Source organism: Alteromonas sp. KS69 (assembly GCF_003989595.1).
GTDB lineage: Bacteria > Pseudomonadota > Gammaproteobacteria > Enterobacterales > Alteromonadaceae > Alteromonas > Alteromonas naphthalenivorans.
Window position 1 is genome coordinate 58,903 of sequence record NZ_PYHU01000012.1, and the last position, 26,271, is coordinate 85,173.

Consider the following 26,271-nt stretch of genomic DNA (forward strand, 5'->3'; position numbering starts at 1 on the left):
TCCTTAACCTACAATTAAGCTGTTAAGTGCAGTGTTTTGCTCATCTAATTGGGAAGATTGAGTTTGGATGGCAGCCAGTTGCATGGAAAGTTGATCTCGCTTGGCAAGTAACTCCTCATGGGCCTCTTGTGTCTTGGCTTTATCTTCGGTGAGTGACGCAATTTCTTCTTCACTGTCTTCAAGTGCACTGTTCAAATATGAAAGCGTATCGGTATAGCGGTCTTCGAGTAGTTGATTTTCAGCCCGTAAAGCTTTACCTTCCGCAAGCAATGCTTGTGCCTCTGCTATTTCTGCTTCAGTGAGTGATGCTTTACTTTTAAGTAAATCAATTCTTTCTTCCATCGTTGAAATGTTTTGCTTAGTTTTTGCTAACTCTTCTTCTCGGGTTTGAATCGCATTTTCAGACGCTTCTATTTCTGACTCTAGAAACTCATAGTTACTGGCATAATTCATACGTCTAACTGCAATCGCTTCACCTATATATTTCCCTAACTGATCTCCGGCAATACCGCCAATGCCAGCACAACCAGCCATAAGCAATTTATTTCCGCCAAATTTCTTATAACACGCATAGCCGCCCACAATCGCACCGATGATTTGGCCCACCGTTCGTGAAGTACTAATATCTTTTTTACCCAACTCTTCAACGGGCGAACTTACGTCAAACGAGCTGAAGTCCATGCCGCCTTCGCTAGTGTTACTTTGATTACTTTCTGGTGTTAAAGCCCCCATCAAGCTTTCTGCTGTATTTGCACACCCTGTCATGAGTAAGCATGCAATGGTCACTGGTACTACTTTGTTTAACGTATTCATTTTTAAATCCCTATTAAATTGACAAACGTCTTTCAAGTTCGTATTTCTAGGCTGGCTTTAACCGCAAGCTTTAGGAGCAACGGTTATTCGTTTTTCTAGTAACTCAATGACTTCGCTCTTTTCATTTAATTTAGAAGCTTCTTGGACAAGTAACTTTAACGACGCTAGGTATTCTGCTTTATCGTACTTCCCTTTTTGTTTACTCGACTTTATGACTTCGTCGAAGACATTATTAATATGTTGTGAGTTTGATTGATGACGAGATACTAAATCGGCAGCCCGTTCTCTGGCTTTCGCTAAATTCTTTTCAATATTTAGTGTTCGGTTTTCAATGCCAGAACGAAGTAGCTCAATATTTCTCGTTCCAGCATCATCCATATCATCGATTTCTTCCATTGCACATAGCATGCGGTTTTCAATAGTATTGCTGTCGTTATCCATCTCTGCTTTGGTGACCAAAGAGTAAATAATATCGATTTCTTCGTTTACCAAAATCTGATTAGAAGCAGTGCTACTTTTGGTTGCCTGTAAGCCATAAAAGCCGCCTAGCAGAACGACAACCGCCGCACATAGCGCGCCGACCCACATTTTGAAGTTATTTTTAGTGGGGGGAGTTGTCGATTGATGTTGATTCGCGTTCGCCCCAAGATTGTTGGGAACGGGCCCCGGACTGTACCCCGAGTTACCATTAGCAGATATAGGTTGAGACGTAGAAAACCCTGCCGTGTTTGGCCCCGATGCGCTATGTGACTTGGGTGAACTAGGATTGGGATCGGTGGCCTGCGGATGTGCAACATGCAATGGATAGCTTGGTGGAAACTGAGACGCTGAGGCCGATGAATCTAACCGAGTAGTTTGTTGTTCGTCTAGCCCAACCTGTGGTGTTACGGGTACACCTTGTAACGCAGCTATAAGTTCATTAGCAGTTTGAAAACGCTCACTAATACGAATTGATATTGCTTTTTTAATTGTATTAATAAAATTTTCAGAGAATTGCTCTTTAACTTCATCTAGTCGGGTTAGGGCAGGATCTGCTTGGCCTTGCAATACTTTAGCGGTACGGTCTTCAACCCGGGGAGGGTTGGCATTAAGAACAATTCGCCACATCATCGCACCAACTGCGTGAATATCCGTCCAAGGGCCTAGATCACCCTCTGAACCTACCTGCTCTAACGGAGCATACCCATAAGTTTGCATTTGATTTTCAGACTTCTGCGTGTGGCCAAAGTTTTGTTTTGCAGCTCCAAAGTCAATCAACAATGGGCGCTCGTCACTTGAGCGAACAAAGATATTAGCGGGCTTAATATCTCTATGTAATACACCTTGGTCGTGTATATACTGCAAGCCTTCTAGCACAGGTATCATTAGTTTTATTATTTGCGCTTCAGTGAGTGGACATTCTTGTGCTGTGTGGGCTTTAAGAATCTGAGCGAGTTCTTTTCCTCGCTCTAAATTCATTACTAGATACGCCGTTCCATTGTATTTGAAGAAGTCTTTGCAGCGAATAATGTTGGGATGGTCATCAAACTGGACGAGCTGCTTTGCTTCATCGAGAAATTTTTGAATACCGGTTTCAAATTCTAGTTCGTCTGACTGGCTTAGAGGGTACACGGTCTGACCATCACGAGTAGCACAGTGCTGCGGCATAAATTCTTTAATGGCCACCAAGGAATCAAGATGCGTGTGGCGCGCTTGATAGACAATACCAAACCCACCAACCCCAAGGACTGACTCTATTTGATACTGTTGAAGTTGCGTACCAGCTGGTAACGCGAGCTTGTGCACCTGACTGCTCATTCTTCCCTCTGCAGTGGTAAATACTTACCTGTATATTTGCATTGTGTGTCGCACTTTATACTGCCCTTAGTGTGCAACTTTCTTTCTAATTAATGGCGCAGTTGTCAACATCTTTTGATGTCACTAAAAACACATCATCTGATCAAAATTTAAACAACAATAAAAGATATACACCAAAGAAAATAACGAATCAATCTTTTAAATAAACACAGTGTGTTTATTTTTTGATCAGTAGCATTTGTATGGAAAACGATCAATACTACGCAGCGCTAGTGAAAAGTATTTAGGCCTTTTCGTTGTTCTACGCACTTACAAAAATAATGAATTGCGACTTCAACGGCACCAAGGACAGGTACAAATATGCTACTTTCAGCTCCCTCTTTTTTGTCTTTTCCTCATTTTTCTTTAGGGAAACATAAGCAATTCTCCCAGTTATCAAACCTTCTCTTGCTTTCTTTTAAACAGATAAAGCCTGCAGTGAATCTACTGAGTTGCTTGATTCGACGGTGACTTTTCAATAGCGGCTTTTCTTAAGGAAGAGAATATGTACAACAAGTTTCGCGTTTATTCTGCTAGTCATATTGGTCATCGCGACGAGAATCAAGATGCTCATGCGGTATTAACAAAATCACAATACGGCGAGTTTCTGTGTGTGGTTGCAGACGGCATGGGCGGCCATAAAGGGGGGGCGTTTGCAGCACAAAAAGTGGTCGACGTCTGCACACAAAAGTGGAATGAAAATGACAGTATTGAAGAACCCGAAAATTTTCTTACCGAATTGGCATTTTCCGCACATAGTGCAATTCTAGATTCACAAATTGAAGAATTCGCACAAGCTCAATCCCTCGTCTGCGTGCTCTATGTCAACCTAGCACAAAGTATCTTCATGTCGATGCATGTGGGCGATTGTCGAACGTTCCAGTTTGAAAACGAAAGCTTCGTTAAACGAACCGTAGATCAATCTCTCGCTCAACTTCATGCATTAAAAGGCGACATTTCAGATGATGAAATTGCATCGCATCCAGATCAAAACAAAATTTATTCAAGTTTAGGCGGCAGTGAGCCCCCTTCCCCCCTAATTGAACGTTACGAGACAAGCGGTAATGTGTTTTTGGTTTGCTCTGATGGTTTTTGGGAGCTATTCACTCAACAATCATTAGGGGGAGTAATTGAAAACATTGGAAGCGACAAGGATTTAGATACCCTAATACAGCAGCAATTAGCCAACAAAAATCAACATGACAATACCACCGCCATATTAGTAAAACTGTGGACTGAAGAAACTTCAGGTTCAGGGCTAACGCCCCAGGAACAATATGACTTTAAATCGCCCGAGCATGAACTACTAAAACCGGAATCCGCAGAGAATGAATCAAATAGCGTTGAAGTTTCTACAGAAGAGAATATTGATTCAACACAATTTCACAGTGACTTAGAGAGCAGCACGGTAAAAAACACGGTAGAGCAATCTTCACATAGTCAGTACAAATTACTGCTAGGGCTGGGGGTGCTCATCATCCTAATTGCATTAGGATATTACTTCCTGAGTCGACCTAACAGCATCGATAGTGCGTCACTACCACATCAAAAGACAAGCAATGCTAACAGTTCCGAAGCTAACCCGCCTACAGAATCTGATCAGCCTATACCTCTACCCCGCTCAGACTCAAATAGTCAGACTAAGCAACAGGATAACTTACCACTTGAGTCTAGTGAAAAGTCGTCAAAAGAAGTCATAGGAACCGACACATCTTCTGCTGACTCAGGTAATATCCAAACCCGAAGAAGTACTCCAGATATTCCTGTATCAAGTATAGATGATGCTATCGAGAAAACGGAGGAAACCCTTCGAGAAGAAGGCGGCTTAGGTGAAGACGATGAACTTAAAGTAGCCAACCGCGGGCGTGAGATAGGTAATAGCCAAGTAATTAAACTCCAGCAGTTCTACAAAGGCTTACCTGTTTATGGGGCCGAAACAATTACCCTTGTTCGTGAAAACAAGATAGCCAGCATAGATAGCAAAACGCTTAACGATATTAATATAGACACCTCTCCGGCACTGTCAGCTGACGAAGCATTTACGTTAGCGCAAGACGAGGTTAAATCGACATTAAGAATGCTTCAGCAAGCCCAACTCATCATTTTCAAAAAAGGAGACAACTACTTACTTGTATGGCGCGCTGAAGTTGAAAAAGCAACCGGTGAACAGGTAATGCTATTCCTAGACAGCAGTAATGCCTTAATTGTTGAAGAAATTAGCCTACATATTTCTGAAGGCCTTGTAGATGAAACAAAGTGAACGCCAGTCAAGGTACATAGGAACCAAAACTAGTAGTATATGTTTGGCATTTATTAGCTTCTATCTAATAGCACCTGCGGTAGGCGCGGAGAAAATTGGCATTAACCGCGCGCCTCAATCACTGGAAGAGCAATCAACGCTTAGTACGCAAGCAGAAAGACAAGAGTGGGTAAAAACTGTCTTATCAGAGCGATTTAATTTAAGTAAAGAGAGCGCACTTCACACCACTTCAGAGCAGCAACTACATTCCTTTAAAATAGTTGCAGTAAACCAAACGCATAAAAATGTTCCCGTAGTTAATTCAGCATCTCGTTTGGTTTTAAATGCACGACATCAACCTATTTATGTCTTGGGGTCACATAGAAATATTAAGTCCACAGAACCAGCGACCCCCACACTCAATATTGAACAAGCGTTATCAACACTAAGCATTGCAAATGGGGCTGATGTAACATCGAGGCTCGTATATTGGCCTTCGCCGCAGGGCCACCATATTTTGGCTTATGAATTTGAAGGAGAGTTTACCACCACGTTTGGTTACGCTCTTTCTCAACGTGTATTTGTCAACGCTACCACAGGTAGAGAATTGGACCGGGAGCCTTTATTTCACACTGTCATGAACCGCCAAATCAACAACTTTTCCGCAGCTTGTGAAGAATTCAAAGTTAAATTTCCGCTTATCCCACCGTTAACCGATAGAGTTGAAGCGCGAGCAATGAAAACCCATGCGCGAACAGAAGGCAGCGCGCCTAGTAATGATGATTCTGTAGAAACCGCATTTGCATTACTAGGTAATGCCTATGAGTTTATGGATACCGTGCTCGGTATGGATAGTATTGATGGAAATGGCTTGCGCTTAAATATGTTTATCAACGTTCACTTTTTAAAGGGCATGCCTACTATTCAGTGTTATGGAGATGTATTCAATGCCATGTGGATGTCGAGAAAACAGTCGCTATATGTGCCGCAAGAGGGCCTTAACTACATTGAAATTACCATGCATGAATTGGCACACGGCATTGTTTCAAATGGCAGTAATCTGGAATACTCCTTTCAATCAGGCGCGCTGAATGAATCTATAGCCGACTCAATCGGCATCGCCTTTCGCATTTGGTTAGAGCATGCTAACAAGCAGACAAATTCAACTAAAATTCCTAGGGAGTATTGGTTATTACGAATGCCTTCAGGCCCAGAAAGGGACTTAGCCGATCCTAGTTCGCTGAGTTTTGGAGAGGGTGCCTACCCAGACCATATGAATGACTTTCTGAATTGGCCGATAAAGAAAGACAGAGGCGGTGTTCATATAAACTCCTCCATAATGAATATGGCATTCTTTTTAATGGCTAACGGGGGCCAGCACCCACGCCATCCCAGTACAAGTACCGTAACCGGCATAGGATTATACCCAGCAGTACACATTGTTGCGCAAGCGGCTTCAAAATTACTTGTTCAAAATGCTAACTTTGAAGATGCTCGCTTTGCGTATGCTTTAGCCGCCGAAGCTTTGCACGGTAAAGGCTCAAAAGAGTGGGTAGCGGTACATCAAGCGATGGATGCAGTTGGTGTGACGGGAACATGGAGCCCGCCTCAAGAAGTTCCAGAGCCCCAGCCAGTACCCACTCCCGAATCCGAGTCTGAGCCTTCGCCAGAGCCCACGCCGGAGCCAGAGCAAGAGTCACAACCTGTGCCTCAGCCAACAACGCCCCCACCAAAAGCAGAGGAACCTTTGGAAACAAATGACAGAGTCCATACGTCTAATAACGAAGCCGATAACGACCAGCTCGTTATAATTTTGATTCTAGGGAGCGTAGGTCTTTGTATTGCTTTGCTAGCGCTTTTTAAATTAAAGCCGGCGTATAGCAGAAGCGAAAGCCCCAAAGGTTATTCAGCTGAAAATACGCAAATAAATACGTCAATGGGTAACTCAGCAGCTTCCCTCAATGCTACGCCGGACAACCTTGCTCCCAGGCCATCTAAACAGCAAAAGGGAAATGTTAACAATAGCGGAAGTGAGGTGCATCAGCAGGCTTCGCCTTATTACTTACAATCCCTTGAGGGTAACCAAAAACTCAATATTTCTTCTTATACTGCATCGAAAGGTGAAGGGTTTGTTATTGGTAGATCACTAGAACTTGTGCACTTGCAACTTCGAGATGAGCGAATTTCCAGACGTCACCTAAGAATTAAGTCTCATAGCGACTACTTTACGGTTGAAGATTTAAACTCAACCCACGGTACCATGCTGGACGGAGAACGACTTAAAGCCTTTTTACCAGCACCTATTAAGCACGGACAGCTCCTTCGTATTGCTGACTTTAGCTACGTATTTAAAGTCAGTTAATCGTAATACTGCGAGCGTCACTATATTTTAAAAAGAGAATAAAATGGCAGGATCACAAGCAGTCAGCGTTAAAATAGTGTCTTTTAGAGGCATAGAATCAGAATTTGTCTTATCTCAAAATGGGGACTACGATATAGGTCGTTCCGACACTTGCTTCGCCAGCGTTAATGCCGAACTACTCTCCCGTCAGCATTTAGTTATTCGCTACCTCGATGGGCGCGTTTTTGTTACCGATAATAATAGTTCCAACGGCAGCATCATCGGCGACTTAAAACTAGTAGGCGGTCAACCTTATGAAGTGCAGCTTCCTAGTACGATTTTATTAGCGAATGGCAGCATCCATGTCGAGCTATGCTCTTCAACTTTAGCCTCTACAACCTCACATACTAATTCTTCAGCACCACAGGTTTCACCAACAACTTCCCAGCCCCAACTTGGGCCTGTCACTCATAGTGGCTCTGAAAATAACGAACTTCATCAATTACTATTAACCCGTGGGCAAGTACTCATTGGTCGCTCTTTCGACTGCAATTACGTTATCGACTCCCTTCAGGCATCACGAAAGCACGCTTTACTCGCGTTAGCTGATGGCCAGATAACATTAAAAGACCTTGATACCACCAACGGTACGTTCGTAAATGGTGAAAAAATTAGTGGCTCAGTGAGTATCTCCACTACTGATGAAATCACCATTGGAACCACGACGTTTGCTATTGAAAGCGGTAGAGTTGAACTTGAATACGCTATCGTGGCAGATAACATAGAAAAAGTGTACGCCCGTGGCGTTGTTGGCCTAAATACCATGAGCTTAAAAATTCCGAGTAAGCAATTTATTGCCTTAATGGGGCCTTCTGGCTGTGGAAAATCAACCTTACTGAAAGGCTTAAACGGTGCCAACCCTGTAACCTCTGGGGCTATTACCGTACAGGGGTTAAAACTAAATAATAGTAATTACAACACGCTCAAAAAGTATATTGGCTATGTGCCCCAAGACGATATTGTTCATGGGGAATTAAGCGTCGAAAGAACCCTCTTTTACGCCGCCAAATTGCGTATTTCCGACGATGTTACGAAGCGGGAAATTAAAGATAAAATAAGCACAGTGCTGGCAAGTCTAAATCTGGATACCGACGCTATAAGAAAAAGTAAGGTCTGTGATCTATCCGGGGGACAGAGAAAACGGGTATCTATTGCGGTAGAACTGCTCAATGACCCTAAAATATTATTTTTGGATGAGCCCACCTCTCCTTTAGATCCAGAGACCATTGAAGATTTCCTATCCTGTATTAGACGGTTAGTGAGCAAGGGGCAAACCGTTATCATGGTCACCCATAAACCCTCCGATTTAGACTATGTTGATCAAGTTATCTTTTTATCCAAGGGAGGGTATCAAACCTATTATGGTGATAAGAAGCAGCTTCTAAACCATTTCGAAAAAGACAATATTATTGAAGTGTATTCCATGATGAAAAACCCAGAAGAAGGCCAACAGTGGTATCAACATTGGGTTAGCCAAAATCCTGCGTCTGCCCTCGAAGTAAAGCAAGAAGTACTCGCGAAGAAATCAAACACTGCTCTGATTGGTCAGTTTTTTTGGCTCTCAGTGCGTTATTTCAATATCAAGATTAATGACCACGCAAATTTGCTTTTGTTACTCGCGCAACCACTCATTATTGGTGGGTTACTTGTTTTTATATTTAGTAAACTTCAAGTGAGCGTGATGTTTATGATGGCAGTATCTGCGGTTTGGTTTGGGGTAAGTAATGCAGCTAAAGAAATAGTCTCTGAGCTCCCCATCTACGAACGGGAGCGCATGTATAACCTAAATATCTTCAATTATATTGCGTCTAAGCTAACGGTACTGTCGATTATCGCTTGTATACAAGTGGCTATATTTATCGCTATAACGCATCTTGCGTATCGCAGCGTAAATGGGGATGCCAATGAAGTACAACTTTGGAGTGTTAGCGCAACAGCGCTGTTTATGCTGTTGTTGTCGGTTTCAGCCACCTTATTTGGCCTCTATCTATCCGCAGTATTTACCACCACTGAAAAGGTCATGACTTTTGTACCTATTGCCCTTATGCCGCAAATCATGCTGGCGGGAATTATTGCGCCGCTAGACAATAATATAAAAGTTCTGCTCAGTTACCTTACGTTAGGTAGGTGGGGAACTGAAGGGTTTGCGCATATTCAGGATGGTGCAGCCAGAGAGCTGGAAAAGTGGACGAATGAAAAAGCGGACATACCCGCTTCCGTTATGGTGCGGGTATTCAATCCACCCGCAGCCACAAACAAAGGTGATGCAACAGAATTTGCCACCCAAGGCGCAATGCAGCAACTTAATTTATACAATGACAATACTGAAATGGTGAGCTTGTTTCCAGAGAGTTTTACTGGTGTACTTATCGCTATTACGCTAATAAACGTGCTCGCGTTTGGCGGGTTGTTACTCGCACTTCGTAGTAAAGACAAACGATTTATTTGAACCGTGTGTGTACCGCTAACTAGCAGCAGGTAATGTTACCTGCTGCTACAAAGTCACTATGCTTTGCTGGTTGGCGCTCTGCGTGAGCTAGGTTTACCAGCGTTAGAGCGACCTGAGCCTCCCGGCTTGCCAGAACCACCCGGTCTACCCTGCCCTCGAGGTCCGTTTCGGCTACCAGAACGACGAGCGGGTCTGTCGCCTTGACTATTCCCGTTACCGTTGCCACCTTGAGATTGACGTGGGCGCTTAGGCTTGTTTGGCTTCTTAGGCGCTGACAATGTGGTTTCAGGTACTTTAGCTTGAGGCTCAAAGCCTTCAATAACTTGACGAGGAAGCAGTTGTTGAATAAGGGTTTCAATATCTTTAAGTTGGTCTAGTTCATCAACACTAACAAAAGACCAAGCTTGACCACTCGCTCCTGCTCTGCCCGTTCTACCAATACGGTGAACGTAGTCAGCAGGCGTGTTTGGCAAGTCGATATTAATAACGATAGGAAGCTCGTTAATATCGATACCACGGGCTGCGATATCAGTCGCTACTAGCACATCAATTTCGCCACTTTTAAACTCAGACAGCGCTTTAGTACGCGCACCTTGGCTTTTATTGCCATGGATTGCTGCACTTGGAATACGCGCTCTACTCAGCTTGTCTGCAATACGGTTAGCGCCATGCTTAGTTCTGCTAAACACTAACACCTGTTTCCAACCATTTTGCTTAATTAGGCTAATTAAGGCCGCTGTTTTTTTAGATTTGTCGATAGGCACTAAATGCTGTTGAACTGTTTCAACGGTAGTATTAGCAGGTGCCGTAGACACTTTCTCGGGATTGTTCGTAATCGTTTGCGCCAGCGTGGTTATCTCAGAAGAGAAAGTCGCTGAGAACAATAAAGTTTGACGCTTAGTCGGCAACAATTTAAGAATGCGCTTTATGTCATGAATGAAGCCCATGTCGAGCATTCTATCGGCTTCATCCAACACCAAAGTTTCGAGTTGGCTGAACTTAACCGCGTTTTGTTGGTATAGATCAAGCAAGCGACCTGGGGTGGCGATAAGTACATCAACACCTGAACGTATGGCTTTCATTTGCGGGTTAATACCCACACCACCGAAAACCACTGCAGTTTTAAGTGGCAAAAATTCGCTAAACGATTTTACGTTTTCTTCCACCTGCGCGGCGAGTTCACGGGTTGGCGTTAAGATAAGTGCGCGAACACAATTAGATGCAGCGGGTCTGCCATCTAGTAAACGATGTAGCAAAGGCAAAGAGAAGCCTGCTGTTTTACCTGTACCTGTTTGCGCTGCTGCCAGTATGTCTTTGCCTTCAAGAATAATGGGAATAGCTTGCTGCTGAATGGGTGAAGGCGTTGTATAGCCTTGTTTTTCAACAGCTTGTAGTAGCGGGGCAGCTAGGCCCAACTCAGAAAAAGACATGGATAACTCCTGGAAATAAAAATTAGGTTACGCAACGTAACCGGTCTGCGCTGAAGGGTTATCAGTCTGAAGCAGGTGTAAAACGGTAAAGTTCGTAATGTGAAACGCGAGAGGGACTTGCAATAGTAATTATAAAAGCAGAAACAATTATCAAATTAAAATAGTACCTACAAAATGCGGGCGCATACTACCACTGTTTGACCTTACTCGCTAGGTTAATTTTTAACCTCGACGTTAAGTTCACATACAATGAAGGCATGGGTAACGTAGCCGTGGCTTTACCTTTCACTTTATAGCGCGCATTACATTGTTCATAGCGCTATGCAATCGCCAAATCCGCGAGAAGCGTCTATTGAAAACTACTCTTGTGTCTAATTGAATTAATTTAAGAAATCGACATAATTGTGCACAATAAACCTATTTTTAACTGGTAAATTAGTTTAGTAACGTTGTTAACACGCGTTTTGCCAGCGAAATCTATTAGCCAGTATTATACTAATCGTTAAATGTCTCGTTATATGCATTAACGTCGTCATTTACTAATAAAAAATAATTAGGCATTAAACAACATCTGGCATTATTAATTAACTTGAGTTTCTTGATTGAAAAGTCTTCGTTCCGACATTGCACTTACATCTATAGCTTCTGTTGCGATTATCAGTGTTTTGATAATGGCTTTGTCTATTCGTGTTTACGAAACCTTGTATCAAGATTTTGTTGCCTACCAGTTTGATGCTCTGGCTGAAAATATGGCGGTGGATTTATTGCCAGTCATTAATTACAGCGCAGGAAGCTTTGACCAAACCCAAGTGCTGCTCAGGTTAGACAAATACGAATACGTTGAGTTTGCTCGTATTTACAACGAATACGGTGAATTGGTCAATCATTACGTTGGTAACCCCAATATCGATAATGGTTCATCTTCCACTCCGGTTGTTGATGAAGCTAATTACCTTCATTTAGACAATGGCTTTCACACCATTAATAACAACATCTTTGTTATTAAAACGATTGGTGAAGTGGATCTTCCTATGGGAAAGCTCGTTTTATCCTACGACATTCAACATCCACTTGCCGAAAATCGCTGGAAATTTATTGGGCTCGTCTCGCCTGTCGTCCTTATTCTTCTTCTCATCACCGTCATAACGACTGTGCGCTTACAAAGACGTTTGCTTACCCCGCTGACTTCGCTAATTGCGAAAATGAAAAAAGTCGAAAAAGAAGCTAACTACGATGTAAAAGTGTCGGAAGAAGGCAAGTTTGAAATTGCCTCACTTGGCCGCGGCTTCAATAGCATGATGCTGCACATAAAAAATCAGATAGACATTAATAAGCGCAAAACCCTGTTGCTCGAAAGACAGCAGTCTCAAATGGAGAAGCTTGCCAACTTCGATACGCTAACAGGGTTACCCAACAGACAATATTTAATGAAGAGCTTATCGATTGAATTGGCTCGTGCCAAAAGAGAAAAGTCCCAAGTTGCACTTATGTTTCTCGACTTAGATGGTTTTAAGCAAGTCAACGACTCTTATGGCCACGATGCTGGTGACAAACTACTTTGCGGCATTTCATCTGAAATATCTGATGCTATGCGCGATGGCGACGTAGTGGGTCGTCTTGGCGGCGATGAATTTCTTATTATCTTAGTGGGAAACCCTACGAACTCACAACTAGAAGCAATAGCGAAGCGACTCATCAGTAAAATAACCAAGTTGGATCATATTGATGGTTGGCGAGTAGACCCTAGCGTTAGCATAGGTATTGCTCTCGCTACCGACAGTGATTACGCCGCGTCCACGTTAGTCACAAACGCTGATGTGGCTATGTATAAAGCGAAAAACGAGGGCAAAGGTCGTTACGTTTGGTTTACTGCGTCGATGCAAGAGGAAACTAGACGCAAAATTCAGGTGGCTACTCACCTTCCTCAAGCCATCGAGAACGATGAATTCCATTTAGTTTATCAAGCTAAAGTCAACAGTAAGGGGAAAGTGGTAGGTTTTGAGGCCTTATTGCGCTGGTTTGACAACGAGCTTGGTAATATTTCTCCCGCTGAGTTTATCCCCATAGCCGAGCAAAGCGACAGAATTTCAGAAATTACGCTTTGGGTGATAGTCCAAGCTTGTTTAGAGATACCCCATATATCGGAGCACTATGGTGAAGATATTAGAGTTTCAATCAACCTTTCCGCTTACGATTTAAAAAACGTTCATGTGACCGAGTTTATTTTAGAGGGGTTACGTTCCGGTGGGATACCCAGAAATAATGTGGAATTTGAAATCACCGAATCGGCTTATATGAATAATTTCTCTATCGCAAATGCCTTTTTAGCCGAGCTTAAAAAAGAAGGCTGCAAGATATCCTTAGACGACTTTGGAACGGGTTACTCATCATTAAGTTACATCACAGAGTTTAACATCGACACGCTTAAAATAGACCGACAGTTTGTGAGTCAAATTGGCACATCAAAACGTTCTGAACTTATCACTATCACCATTATCGAAATGGCGAAAAACCTGAATTTAAATGTATGCGCTGAGGGTATTGAAACCCACGAACAGTCCGCTTTTTTAACCGAGAATGGTTGCAACATTTTGCAAGGTTTCTTATACAGCAAACCTATCCCCCTTGACGCTTTGTTTTCGCAAGAAGAACAGGCTTTATTAAACCTAGCAAACTAAATTGATATATACACCACGGTTAGTCCATTAGGAATTGATGTTCCCTCTGGTAAATAGCCAACACTAGATTCATGTTCTATAAGAAAAGTGACCATTTCTTCAATATTGCTAACATTCGAAGGTGGATTACTGCGCCCACTGAATCGCATTTGCGCCCAGAATGACTGAATTCGGGATTCAGGCAACCCTATAACTTGAGTATTAAAGACTTTTCGAATATGGGTACCAGATTCAAATTCTACGGGTGACAACCCATCGAGAGAGCCTCCCATAAACAAATTGCGTATTTCGCTTTTGCTAAGCTGAAGCGTTGACTCGGCTGAATTAGCCACCACCAACACACGTTCACGTGCGTGCGCTATATGGGCAAGCACTGTCGAAGATAAGAGTACGATTAACACTAAGCAACGCATCAAAATACCCACTCTACGCCCACTTGATAGAGACTTGCGCGCCTATCAAAATCAGCATTTGTAGGAGGAACATAAAACAACGATGTTTTGTCCTCTTTCCCCTTCAAAAACGAAACTTCAGTTTTAAACGCAAGGCTAGTACTGTAATCCCAACGAACACCAAAGGTTAAAGAATCTAAGTCATCAGTAGGAAATAAAGCATTAATGGAATCAACTGAGGTTGATAATAAATCGAGTAACGGGCTCACCCCTAACGGGATGGTATTTTCAATACTGTTCTCGTCCTGACGTGACCTTGATATCGTAGCGTGAAATAACAACGAGTTATAATAACGCCCTAGTGTTAGGTAATAGCTTTTGATACCAGATAAAACATCAAGATCAGAATCTACCGACATTAATTCTGCGCTAACAAACCAATCCAGTGACGTGTAGCCTGCACCAAACTCATAAACGGATACACCGTCGTCTAATCTAAATTTTGCAGCAAGTTCCTCGAATCCAGCCGAGGTGAGCCCCTCCACTAATTGATCGATTAGCACGCTATTATCGACAACTTCAGTTACTCTCATAAAAGACGAGCGAAAATGGAACCCATCATAAGTCAGTGAAAGCACCGCACCATAAATATCGTTGATATCAACATCAAAGGCGTCTTGGCCTGAGAAAAGTTCGCCATCAAAATCTCCCCAATACCCCTCAATCTCTAGTCCAACGTTTTTAAATTGTGTTTTGTGTCTTACGTTCAAGCCTTCGTAACCTGAATAAAAAAGCCGTCGACTATAAACTTGCTCAGGTGCATTAAGCCAAGGGTAAGAAAAACCTACATCAATAACATCGGAATACTTGAGTACAGGTAATCGAAGTCGTCCAACATTGAACTGCCACGATGATGAAGGTTGATAGGTAAGATAAAGCCAATCTAATCCTGAATCTCTATCTGCCCCTGTGTGGAGTATTCCCTGAGCAGAAATTGAAAACTGACTATTAATCGCATAATCGGCTTGCAGTGCGATGAGTGAATCTTCAGAAAAGCTCCACGAGTTATCGTAATTTGCATAAGACGCTTCGCTTGTGGAGAGCTGACCACCTACGACCCTAGCAAACCCAGAGAACGTTAGATCGCGATGGGTATCTGCAATCGCAAAAGAGGTAAAAAGGGCTAAGGTGAGCAAAGCAGCAGTGATATATTTCAGCATCCAGGTCATAACTCAGTAAATATCAATAGCAGACCAAGGCACGTTAGCTAGCTGCTGTTTTAGTTATATAATTAATAGAATAGGCGCCAACAATCACCAGCCTGTCTAGATAGTAGGAAATATTTACGTAGCCTATAAAACTACTGGATACGACGCTGATTAGCACTAATCTGTTGTAAAAATAACGGTGAGACTGTCTGGAAGCTCAACACCTTCAGGTAAATAACCAATGCTGGCTTCGTTTTCATTTAAGTAACTTATCATCTCGTCAACACTGTCCACACTGGTGGGCGGTTTATTCCTGCCGCTGAACTTCATCTGTGCCCAGTAAGACTGAATTCTAGATTCAGGTAGCCCTATAACATGAGTATTGAAGATAACCCGAATATGGGAGCCGCTCCCAATTTCTACAGGAGCAAGGTTAGATTCCGATACCCCACCCATGAAGATATTTCGGATTTCCCCCTTACTCAAAGAAACCGGTTGATCAGCTAAATGCGCGACCACTACCACTCGCTCGCGCCCTTGGGCAAATGCACAAAAGATAAAGGAGATAATGAATACAGCGAAAACAGATTTCGACATTAAAATACCCACTCCATACCTAACTGATAAAGTGTGGCTCGCCGGTCAAAATCAGAATCAATGACATCTAATTCAAAAAACGATGTTTTACCTTCTTTTCCTTTCAAAAGTGAAACTTCCGCTTTAAATGCTAGATTGGTTCGAAAATCCCACCGGGCCCCTAACGTTAATGAGTCTAAGTCATCCGTTGGGAAGTACGTTTTTACTTCCTCCACAGCGAAATGAAGCGCATCAAGTTGCGGTGCAATACCAACAGGTATCGTGTTTTCAATATCGTTCAATGACTGGCGAGATGAGCCCACCGTGGCATGTAATAGCACTTCATCGAAGTAATAACCGAAAGAGACATAAAAACTGTCGATACCGCCTAGAATGTCTAAGTCTGATTTAACCGACATCCATTCAGAAGAAGCAAACCAATTCAGCGAGTCGTAACTGATACCGAATAAATAAGAGGTGGCTCCGCCGTCAATATCTAAGATATCTGCAGTGTCGGAAAAGCCTGCTGCTCTTAAGCCTTGAATTAATGGGTCCAACTCGGTTAAATCGGTGTCGGTATCGTTCGCATATATAGTGGCAGTTCGAAATTGAAAACCTCGGTAACTTAGCTCTACTACTCCGCCATACATGCCATCGACAGTAACATCAAAAGCCGTTCCGCTGGAGTGTATCTCGTCGCTGTAGTTCCCCCAGTAAGCCTCTACGGAATAGGCGATCTCATTAAAAGAACCTAAATAACGCGCATTCACCCCTTTGTACTGAGAAAACAGATAGCTGCTGTAAAGTTGCTGCGGCGCATTTAACCATGGATAAGCGAAACCAACATCTATGACATCAGAATATTTCAAAAAAGGCGTGCGTATTTGTCCAAGATTAAACTGCCAAGATGCGTTAGGTTGGTAGGTTAAATATAACCATTCAATACCTGATTTTCTCGTCTCATCGCTATGCCATAATAACTGCCCAGAAAGAGAAAAGTGATCATTGAGAATATAATCGGCTTGCAGCGCCGCCAATGATTTTTCAGAAAAGCTTACCGAATTATCATAGCCCTCGTACTTAGCTTCATCGGTAGATAAGTAACCGCCAACTAAACGCGCAAACCCAGAAAATTGTAAATCATTTGAAGTTTTGGCGAGGGTTCCAAAGGAAGTGAAACTCGCGATTATAAGCAGTAGTGTGAACCGACTAACCAATGGGAAACCTTATAAGCAAATAAGTAGTAAATTAACTATCACAAGCATCTTGTGATTATTAACCTAAAATCCACTTTTCGCCAGTTTAGGCAGTAAGTTAAGAGATTTTTTTTGCAGGGAGATAAAATGCGCTACCAGAAGTGAAAGTGAACCCCTCACCCTGGTAGCAATTTGTAGAATAGATGATTTCTTTTACTATTTAACGTCTAGGCATGCATCAGTAATAGCTTGCCAGTTTTTCGCTTCAACCCACTCAGGTTTTGCCACCCAAGTTCCACCCACAGCAAAGATATTGCTCATGGATAAATAATCTTGGTAGTTACTTTCTGACACACCCCCGGTTGGACAAAAACGTGTATCTTTAAATAGTCCACCTACCGCTTTTAAAAACGCTGCGCCGCCAGATAGAGATGCAGGGAACAACTTCATTTCACGAAAGCCATGTTCTCTTGCTAATACAATATCAGCAACGGTGGAAACGCCAGGTAACACAGGTAAGCCACAGGCTGTTAAAGCTGTGAGTAAGCGCTCGGTGACGGCTGGCGTCACTATGAAATCAGCGCCCGCGTCTTTAGCAATTTTTAAAGAAGCTTCATCGATAATTGTTCCCGCGCTGACAATCATTTCAGGTAGAGCGGCTTTTATCGCTGTAATAGCTTCGGCAGATTTTTCTGAGCGAAGTACCACTTCTACTGTGCGCAAGTTCGCTTCATACATCGCTTTTGCGATATCTACACCGTCGTCTGCGTTATTGACTTGGATAATAGGTAAAAGCTTCTGCTCTCCCATAATTGAAGATATAGAATTCATAGTTTTCTCTGTGTAATTTTGCGTAAGGATCAGGTTAAATTTTTACTAAAGAGGCTATAAGCGGTGGCATCCACAATGGCGCCTTTGTGCTGGATGACAAAGCCCGCACTTTTTGATGCTTTCTCGACCGCTTCTTTTTGTGACGAATCATCTAGTCGTGCCCCAAGGTAAACGCCGTTGAAGGCATCGCCTGCAGAGGTTGTATCTACCACATTCTTAACTGGCGTAAGCGGGACTTGAGAGATATCGCCCTGTTGGTTAATAACGGTAACGGCATCACTGCCATTTTTTATAATCACTTCGTCGAAGGTGTAATCACTCAAAAATTTCAGTGTTTCGTCGATAGTGTCTATGCCATATAAGAAGTTAAAATCTTCAATACCGGGAAGAATAATATCTGCTAGCTCATAAGCTTTTGCGTAAAGGCGCTTAGCATCGTCTTTACTTTTCCACAACGAAGGGCGGTGGTTGATATCAAAAACTAACTTAACGCCAGCTGATTTTAATCGGGTTAATAAAGAGAAATACGTCGAAAGGTCTTCTTCGTTTATTATCGCTAGGCTAATACCACTAAACAACACCATGTCGAAGGCAGTCATTGCGGCAATATCGTTGCTATCTAGCGTTTGCATCATGCTTTTTGCTGCAGAATCCGAACGCCAATAAACAAATGAGCGTTCACCCGTATCATCTGTGTATATACGGTAAAGGCCTAGGTGCTTCTCTTCATGCCTGCCAATAAATCGTGGATTTATCCCCTCATTGACAGCATGCATGACCATTTCATCACTTAGCGCATCTTTGCCGACTGCACTGATGTAATAAACATCATGTTGGGGAAACGTACGTTTCATATAAACTGCTGAATTATATGTGTCACCTGCGAAACCTTGAGAGAGTAAGCCGTTCTCGGCTTCCCTAAGCTCTGACATACATTCGCCAATAAAACCAACTCTCATGCTACACAGACTCCAATTTAATATGCACTGTCTACTTAACGTAGTAGCCGTTTAATCCGAAGGCCAGCTAAATATTGATTCCAGATAGACTTCGCTTACCTAATCCCCTTTTTTATGGGATTATCGTTGCTATCTAGCCTAATCACAGTGAACCTATACTGATTTCACTTTTTTGCTCGCCAACTATGGCCATATAAGCCATTTACGATGTTCATTTTGTGTAAAAGAAATGTCACACGAAAAAAAACAATCTAACCAATCGGACGACCAAATACAACCAATTTATTTTACCAGATAGCAACTCAGTTATTACCAAGCGTAAATATCTCGACATTTATTCGTACTTTTAACTGTGATTAGCACAACGATATTTGTCGCACTTTGCGAATAGACGCATTTTCAGGCTACAATCTGTGTAACAGCGACGTTACCAATATATGTAAATAAGGTTAAAACATGAAATCTCGCCGGCTTTTCTGGAGTATTGTAGAAAAACTCGAAGACTTAATCGATCAAGGTATATGCCCAGCTGGGAGTCGACTGCCAGCGGAACGAGAACTAGCACAGACCTATAATGTGAGCCGTCCTACTATTCGTGAGGCGATAATCGCATTAGAGGTTCGCGAACGAGTGGAAGTGAAAACCGGGTCAGGAGTCTATGTATTAGCGCAAAAGAATGCCCAACATTCAGCAAAAACTATTAGTGCTTTCGAGCTTACTCAAGCCAGAGCATTGATTGAAGGGGAAGCCGCCGCGCTGGCTGCATCCACTATAAGCGATGAAGAGGTTTCTGCGCTTAAGAAAGCCCTATCAGATATGGCCTCTCCAGATATTGCGGATGAAGCTGATCAGCGTTTTCACCATATTATTTCCCAGGCTACACATAACCATGCAGTGCAACTTTCGGTTGAAAATCTATGGGAACTTCGTCGTTCAACGCCCGAAATAGTAGCGGCCTATAACGATGTCTGCTCTCAAGGTATTGAACAACGAATAAAAGAACATACGGAAATTTTCAACGCCATCGCCAACAAAGACACTGCTGCCGCTCGTAAAGCAATGCACAGCCATTTTAATCGTCTAATAAATGCGTTATTTGATGCTAGTGAAGCGAGAGAGTTAGAAGAGATTAAACGGAAAACGGATAAGACAAGAGGCTTATATTCGATTTCTCATCTAAGTAAATAAATCACCTGCCTTGGTGAAAACCGTTTTTACGTATAGCACAAACAAAACAGGCTTCTTTCGAAGCCTGTTACTTAGTAGGATACTCAGAGTATTTTTGCTTTTCTTGTATGAGTTTGTATTTGAGTAAATCTGTTTTTACTAATACGGGTGTCTAAAAGTAGCGCGTCATCATTAGTCGCGTTAGCTTCAACTCAAAATATATAAACATCACGCCACTTTGTCAACCACAAACAAGAAAAGATATTACCAATAACCATTACCAATGAGCATTGAGAGGCTATAACGTTACCTTCTTCAACTTAGCTGCTTTTATTTAAATACGCATTTTGCGTACAAAATTACTTTACGGCATGCAAAATTCAGTTTAAAAAGCGCGCTATTGTTTAGTCTATAATTTCGAGTATTCTGCTCGTCATGGTTTTGCGAATTACAATCAAATGATCCTAAATACGTTTTTCGACTTCATACAAGAAAAATGGACGCTGATACAAGCATCGGTGTATACCACGACGTTTCTCATTCAAGTTTTGCTCATCGCAGTGATATACGCACTGGCCTTTATTCTGGCAAGACAAGTTAGAAGGCCTTTCAAGTTCACACGGGAAGCACCACAAAGCGGGGCACATACAATACACAACATGCTATTCAAACTTGGCGGCACACTGTTCCCCGTCATTACCATTAGCATACTCAAATTGACTACGGTTTTAGGTGAACAATTTCAATTCGATGCTTGGGTACTAGAAATAGCGGTTGTTGTGGCAGTTATGCTATTTGTTGCTTCCTTGATTAGAGGGTTTATAGATAACCCCGTTTTCGCCGGTTTCATGCGGTGGGTAGGCTTGCCTATTTTATTCTTACATTTAGTGGGCGTATTACCTGTTGTTACTAGTGCGCTGGAATCGATGTCGTTATCGATTGGCAATGTCGATATTTCAGCCTATGGAATAACACGCGTATTTCTTTTTGGCGGCTTGTTGTTTTGGTTAGGTCGAGCATCTAACACCCTTGGAAAAGACATTATTCGCAGCCACACCACGCTAGATGTGTCTACTAAAGAAGTGTTCGCAAAACTCTTTGAAGTTGCGTTATTTTGTATTGTATTCCTGCTGCTACTAAACGTGATGGGAATAAATCTAACCGCCTTAGCGGTATTCGGCGGTGCACTGGGCGTAGGGTTGGGCCTTGGGCTGCAATCTATCGCTTCAAACTTTATATCCGGCATTATTATATTGCTTGATAGGTCGTTAACCGTAGGTGATTTCGTAGAACTTGAAGACGGCCAAAAAGGTATCGTGCGGGAATTTAAAATGCGTTATGCGGTTCTCGAAACCTTCGACGGTAAAGACATACTCGTGCCTAACGAAAAGTTCATTAGCTCGTTATTAATCAACTGGACTCACAAAGATCCTAAACAGCGCTACCGTATCGATTTTTCAGTCGCTTATAAAACTGATATTCGAGCAATGGTAGAAATTATAAAAGATGCAGTAGCTCAACATCCTCAGGTTATTAGTGGTGAAGACATCCCCTTTGAAGAACTGCCAGATTGCGAAATAGACAGTTTTGGTGACTCGGGCGTGAATATGTTTGTTGAGTTTTGGATGGATGGTGTTGATGATGGAAAAAACCGTGTTGGCGGAGACCTTTTATTAACCGTGTTCGAAACCCTGAGAGAACATCAGATTGAAATCCCCTTCCCTCAACGTGAAGTACGCGTGGTTAACGAAAACGGTATTGGTATTCGAAATACCACCCCTTAGTAGCGAGAAAGTAATACATTCCACTGCCATTGGGCATCGCGTAGATTTAGCAGGTCGATAAACTTCTGATAATCGGCCTGCCCCATGGCATGGGCCACCGTTTTTAGCTGAGCTTTGGCTCTTATAGCTTTCACCTGTAGTAACTCTAAGCGTTTGTCGGCACTTTCACCAAAGTTAGTGTCTAGAATTTCATTGGCTTTTTTATTTGCATCCCAAAAGGTTAGCACATAGCCAATGAGTTTCAGATGTACACCTATCATCTGTTTACTTTCCAGAACGTGAGCCAAAGTAGATGTAGTCAGCCTTTTTTTAAAGCCACTCTCCGTTTCTGGTTTTGCGCTAACTGATAAGTGCTCAAGTGCTTCTTTGTATTCTTCAATTAGCCTAATATGCTGCTCGCCCTCATACTGCTCACTTGAAAGTGAATTCAAATCCTCTGCCAGTATTTCTAGGTTCACAAGCTGTCGCTGTATCGTTGCCATGATTAGTTATTAAATACTTAGGTATGCTAGATGGTTTTATGGGTTATTGACTGATGCATCGCTAGCATTCAATCATTGCCTTATCATCACTACTTTGCAGGTATTTTCTGCCATTGCTACTCTGCATTCAGTCTTTACGCTTTGACTGTCATTTATTCATCGCCACTTCTATGCATTTACAACGAGATAATTTAAAACGAGATAATTTGCAACATGACTAAAGCGCGTATTAATTTTTATCTAAGCTGTTCAGTGTATAGAAAGTTTGCGGGAGGTGCAGCGTTAATCTTGGGTATCTTTCTAACGCCTTTCAGTGTTTCCTTTTATTTCTTCAATGTAAAAAACGCGGGCACTTCAATAATGCCCGCGTTTCTATTAAGTAAATGAGCCTTTAACTTTACTGATTTAAAGGGCTGCTTAAGTCATGACGTAAATCGAAGCGATCAAGGGTCATCACTTTTGTCCACGCATCTACAAAATCCTCTACAAATTTAGTTTTCGCGTTGTCGTAAGCGTAAACTTCAGACACTGCACGCAATTCACTATTTGAACCAAATACTAAATCAACAGGTGTAGCCGAGTAGAGTACCTCACCCGTTTTACGGTTTATGCCCTCATAAACAGCGGCGTCGTCTGTTTTTCTCCACTTCACATTCATATCAAGCAATGTGGTAAAGAAATCATTGTTGAGCGTACCTACCTTATTAGTGAAAACACCGTGAGTGCTATTGCCGTTATTCGCACCTAACGAACGCATACCACCAATTAGTACCGTCATTTCTGGAACGGTTAAGTTAAGTTGGTCTGCTTTATCTACCAGCATTTCTGCAGGTGAACGATAGCTAGTATCTGCATTGTAGTAGTTGCGGAATGCATCAGCCGTTGGCTCTAACAGTGAGAACGAGTTCACATCAGTTTGCGCTTGGGTTGCATCACCTCGCCCTGGTACGAACGGTACCGAAATTTCAACGCCTGCATCGGCAGCCGCTTTTTCAATAGCCGCCCCACCTGCTAATACAATGAGGTCAGCCAACGAAATTTTAGGGCTAGATGACTTACCGCCATTATAGTCTTTTTGAATTTCTTTTAATTTAGCGATCACAGCTTTAACGGTTTCAGGTTCATTTACCGACCAATCCATTTGTGGTGCAAGTGCAATACGAGCACCATTTGCGCCACCTCGGTAGTCAGATGCTCGAAAACTTGCCGCCGAGCCCCAGGCTGTTTTAACTAACTGTTGTACGCTAAGCCCCGAATCTAAAATAGTTGCTTTTAACTTTTTCGCGTCGCCATCACTAACTAGCTTGTGATCAGTAATGGTTACTGGGTCTTGCCATACAAAATTTTCTTCAGGAATATCGTTACCAAGATAACGTGCTTTAGGGCCCATATCGCGGTGGGTTAGCTTGAACCAAGCCTTAGCAAAGGCGGTTTGATATTCTTTTGGATCAGCAAGGAAGCGTTCTGCTATCTTACGATATTCTGGGTCATACTTAAGCGCGAGATCGGCCGTTGTCATAACCGGAGCATGTCGCTTCCCTTCTACATGAGCGTCTGGCACTGCTGTTTGCGCAGACTCATCAGTAGGTATCCATTGAATAGCGCCTGCCGGGCTGCGAGTTTGTTCCCACTCAAAACCAAGCAAGTTTTGCAGATATAAACTGGTCCAACGGGTAGGAAGTTGGGTCCAAGCACCTTCTAAACCACTAGTCACTGTGTCTTCAGAATGTCCTTTGCCACAGTTGTTCTTCCAACCAAGGCCTTGTTCTTCCACACCTGCACCACCAGGTTCTGCTTCTAAACAGTCTGCAGGCTTGTGAGCGCCATGCATTTTGCCAAATGTATGACCGCCAGCGATAAGCGCCACTGTTTCTTCATCATTCATGGCCATGCGATTAAATGCGGTGCGAATGTTCTTCGCTGAACCCAAAGGATCAGGCACACCTTTAGGCCCTTCCGGATTAACGTAAATTAAACCCATGTGCGTCGCGCCTAATGGGCGTTGCAACTCTCCGCCCTTTTCTTCTCGATCGCTAGCCAGCATTTCTACTTCAGGTCCCCAATAAACCATATCAGGTTCCCAGTCGTCGGTACGACCACCCGCATAACCATAGGTATCAAAACCCATGTTTTCCATACCTACCGTGCCGGCAAGTATCATAAGGTCACCCCAAGATAATGCTTTCCCGTACTTTTGCTTTATTGGCCAAAGCAATCGGCGCGCTTTATCTAGGCTTGCATTATCAGGCCAGCTATTGAGCGGGTCGAAACGCATTTGGCCACCATCGCCCCCGCCTCGACCATCTAACGTACGATATGTCCCCGCACTATGCCATGAAAGTCGGATAAAGAATGGACCATAGTTTCCATAATCTGCAGGCCACCAATCTTGAGAGGTCGTCAGCAATTCATTCACATCCGCTTTAACTTGGTCTAAATCGAGTGAAGAGAATGCTTTTGCGTAGTCAAAGTCATCGCCTAGCGGGTTTGAGCGGCTGTCGTGATCACGAAGTTGAGATAGGTTTAATTGTTCTGGCCACCAAAAATTATTCGTTCTAGCCTGAAAAGGCTGAACCATGCCAGACCCTTTTGCGCCGGCTGGTTTGCTAATTTCATTGTTAGCAAATGAATGCGACGTACCTAGTGCCAATGAAATCAAGCCTGCTAATGTAGCCTTGCGTACCCTGGTAATTTTCATATTGTTGTTCCATTTATTATGTGTATACATCTGCAAATGTATGCGTTTTGTAGTTCGCCCACCCGCCACAATTTGCAGTTAACAATTAATTCACATAGTTAATGTAGTTATCGGTTCGCTTAAAGGACAGTTAAAAAATTGAATTAACCCGATAGGAAATACTGATTAAGGCATTCGTTCTAAAAACAGATATTTAAAAACGTTGACTCAATCAACCTGAAAAACGTGTTTACGCATTTCAGAAGCCGTGTACTCTTTTCATACCCCAAGAAAGTTATGCCGTACAACTTTTAATCGGCGGCTAAAACTTACTCAACTTGAACATAAAACTGAGTAAGACCGTGAAACTCTTTCCCAATATTTCCCTCGTTTAAGACAATTTTACGCTGGCACGCCGATTGAATAGTCAGTGTTATCAAACGTGAAGCATTTCATCTTCACGTGGATCTTCCTTTATCGGAAGCTAATGGAACGTTGGAAATTAAAACGAGGATGTCATTATGAAAAACACACTTACAGCACTTGCAGGTATTGCAGCACTTACATCATTCGGTAGTTTTGCTCAGTCAAACGACTACTCTCTCGACGAAAGTGGTTTCTATGTTGGTGGTAACTACGGATACCTTCGCGTAGAAGGTGAAGACGATTTTGATGACGACAAAGATGTATGGCAAGGACTTGTCGGTTATAAGTTCAACGAATGGGTTGCGGTAGAAGGTAGTTTTATCGACTTCGGTGACTATGGCAACGACATTGCTGGCGGAGATACCGATGGGTACACGGCGGCGATTAAAGGAATTCTTCCAATAACAGACCGTTTTTCACTGTACGCTAAAGCGGGACAGTTGTGGTCAGAAACAGAATATAACCTAGGCGGTGTTTCTAGTGACTATGACGACGAAAGTCTTTTCGTTGGCGCAGGCTTAAGTTATGCCATCACAAAAAACTTTTTGGTTAACGCCGAATACACAGTGTATGACGCCGAGCTAGATGCAGAAGAAGCCGTAGATGATATCGACGATACTAACTTTGAGACAGATTTAAAGCAGGCAAGCATCGGTGTTGAATATCGATTCTAAATACCAAAGTTAATTGAGTTCCCCCTAAATGCGGCGCTTTACAGCGCCGCATT

At 42.7% G+C, this 26,271-nt stretch carries 18 protein-coding genes; 7 read left to right on the forward strand and 11 right to left on the reverse strand.

The window, feature by feature from the left end; genetic code table 11:
- Nucleotides 1-3 precede the first annotated feature (3 nt).
- Nucleotides 4-813 (reverse strand): hypothetical protein, encoded by an 810-nt coding sequence (locus C7Y69_RS10005; RefSeq protein WP_126872603.1) that lies wholly within the window; start codon nt 811-813, stop codon nt 4-6.
- A 57-nt stretch (nt 814-870) separates the two neighbouring features.
- Nucleotides 871-2,610 (reverse strand): serine/threonine protein kinase, encoded by a 1,740-nt coding sequence (locus tag C7Y69_RS10010; RefSeq protein ID WP_126872604.1) that lies wholly within the window; start codon nt 2,608-2,610, stop codon nt 871-873.
- Nucleotides 2,611-3,154: 544 nt separating this feature from the next.
- On the opposite strand from C7Y69_RS10010, the gene C7Y69_RS10015 reads away from it, so the two are divergent.
- The 3 genes from C7Y69_RS10015 to C7Y69_RS10025 are packed head-to-tail and all read left to right on the forward strand — an operon-like array spanning nt 3,155 to nt 9,738.
- Nucleotides 3,155-4,909: a PP2C family protein-serine/threonine phosphatase gene (locus C7Y69_RS10015; RefSeq protein ID WP_126872605.1), complete on the forward strand. Its 1,755-nt coding sequence runs from the start codon at nt 3,155-3,157 to the stop codon at nt 4,907-4,909.
- Between the two features lie 43 nt (nt 4,910-4,952).
- A complete protein-coding gene (locus C7Y69_RS10020; RefSeq protein ID WP_185864162.1) occupies nt 4,953-7,250 on the forward strand; it encodes a M4 family metallopeptidase in 2,298 nt (765 codons plus the stop codon).
- Nucleotides 7,251-7,293: 43 nt separating this feature from the next.
- Nucleotides 7,294-9,738, forward strand: coding sequence for an ATP-binding cassette domain-containing protein (locus C7Y69_RS10025; protein WP_126872607.1), 2,445 nt, complete (start codon nt 7,294-7,296; stop codon nt 9,736-9,738).
- 56 nt (nt 9,739-9,794) lie between these two features.
- On the opposite strand, the gene C7Y69_RS10030 is transcribed toward C7Y69_RS10025, so the two are convergent.
- Complete coding sequence (locus C7Y69_RS10030; protein ID WP_126872608.1) at nt 9,795-11,168, reverse strand: DEAD/DEAH box helicase; 1,374 nt, start codon at nt 11,166-11,168, stop codon at nt 9,795-9,797.
- A gap of 671 nt (nt 11,169-11,839) precedes the next feature.
- On the opposite strand from C7Y69_RS10030, the gene C7Y69_RS10035 reads away from it, so the two are divergent.
- The gene (locus C7Y69_RS10035) at nt 11,840-13,846 is read left to right on the forward strand and encodes an EAL domain-containing protein (RefSeq protein ID WP_126872609.1); all 2,007 of its coding nucleotides are present in this window, start codon (nt 11,840-11,842) and stop codon (nt 13,844-13,846) included.
- Here C7Y69_RS10035 and C7Y69_RS10040 read toward each other — a convergent pair.
- The 6 genes from C7Y69_RS10040 to C7Y69_RS10065 form a co-directional block, all read right to left on the reverse strand.
- Nucleotides 13,843-14,247, reverse strand: coding sequence for a hypothetical protein (locus C7Y69_RS10040; RefSeq protein ID WP_260563495.1), 405 nt, complete (start codon nt 14,245-14,247; stop codon nt 13,843-13,845). The genes C7Y69_RS10035 and C7Y69_RS10040 overlap by 4 nt on opposite strands.
- An 11-nt stretch (nt 14,248-14,258) precedes the next feature.
- Nucleotides 14,259-15,467 (reverse strand): hypothetical protein, encoded by a 1,209-nt coding sequence (locus C7Y69_RS10045; RefSeq protein ID WP_260563496.1) that lies wholly within the window; start codon nt 15,465-15,467, stop codon nt 14,259-14,261.
- 156 nt (nt 15,468-15,623) lie between these two features.
- The gene (locus C7Y69_RS10050) at nt 15,624-16,043 is read right to left on the reverse strand and encodes a hypothetical protein (RefSeq protein ID WP_013782686.1); all 420 of its coding nucleotides are present in this window, start codon (nt 16,041-16,043) and stop codon (nt 15,624-15,626) included.
- Nucleotides 16,043-17,239 carry a hypothetical protein gene (locus C7Y69_RS10055; protein WP_126872611.1) on the reverse strand — a complete coding sequence of 399 codons (1,197 nt, stop codon included), beginning with the start codon at nt 17,237-17,239 and terminating at the stop codon, nt 16,043-16,045. The genes C7Y69_RS10050 and C7Y69_RS10055 overlap by 1 nt, the downstream gene beginning before the upstream one ends.
- 195 nt (nt 17,240-17,434) lie before the next feature.
- Nucleotides 17,435-18,049: a bifunctional 4-hydroxy-2-oxoglutarate aldolase/2-dehydro-3-deoxy-phosphogluconate aldolase gene (eda, locus tag C7Y69_RS10060; protein ID WP_013782684.1), complete on the reverse strand. Its 615-nt coding sequence runs from the start codon at nt 18,047-18,049 to the stop codon at nt 17,435-17,437.
- Nucleotides 18,050-18,078: 29 nt separating this feature from the next.
- Complete coding sequence (locus C7Y69_RS10065) at nt 18,079-19,008, reverse strand: sugar kinase (protein WP_126872612.1); 930 nt, start codon at nt 19,006-19,008, stop codon at nt 18,079-18,081.
- Nucleotides 19,009-19,464: 456 nt separating this feature from the next.
- On the opposite strand from C7Y69_RS10065, the gene C7Y69_RS10070 reads away from it, so the two are divergent.
- Complete coding sequence (locus C7Y69_RS10070) at nt 19,465-20,196, forward strand: FadR/GntR family transcriptional regulator (RefSeq protein ID WP_126872613.1); 732 nt, start codon at nt 19,465-19,467, stop codon at nt 20,194-20,196.
- 437 nt (nt 20,197-20,633) lie between these two features.
- On the forward strand, nt 20,634-21,959 hold the full coding sequence (locus C7Y69_RS10075) for a mechanosensitive ion channel family protein (RefSeq protein ID WP_126872614.1): 1,326 nt from the start codon (nt 20,634-20,636) through the stop codon (nt 21,957-21,959).
- Here the strand turns inward: C7Y69_RS10075 and C7Y69_RS10080 are convergent.
- Nucleotides 21,956-22,441 (reverse strand): hypothetical protein, encoded by a 486-nt coding sequence (locus tag C7Y69_RS10080; RefSeq protein ID WP_126872615.1) that lies wholly within the window; start codon nt 22,439-22,441, stop codon nt 21,956-21,958. The two genes, C7Y69_RS10075 and C7Y69_RS10080, sit on opposite strands and share 4 nt — an antisense overlap.
- Nucleotides 22,442-22,838: 397 nt before the next feature.
- Complete coding sequence (gene katG, locus C7Y69_RS10085; protein ID WP_126872616.1) at nt 22,839-25,139, reverse strand: catalase/peroxidase HPI; 2,301 nt, start codon at nt 25,137-25,139, stop codon at nt 22,839-22,841.
- A 500-nt stretch (nt 25,140-25,639) separates the two neighbouring features.
- Between katG and C7Y69_RS10090 the strand changes: the two genes are divergently transcribed.
- Nucleotides 25,640-26,218 (forward strand): porin family protein, encoded by a 579-nt coding sequence (locus C7Y69_RS10090; protein WP_126872617.1) that lies wholly within the window; start codon nt 25,640-25,642, stop codon nt 26,216-26,218.
- The last annotated feature ends 53 nt before the right edge of the window (nt 26,219-26,271 follow it).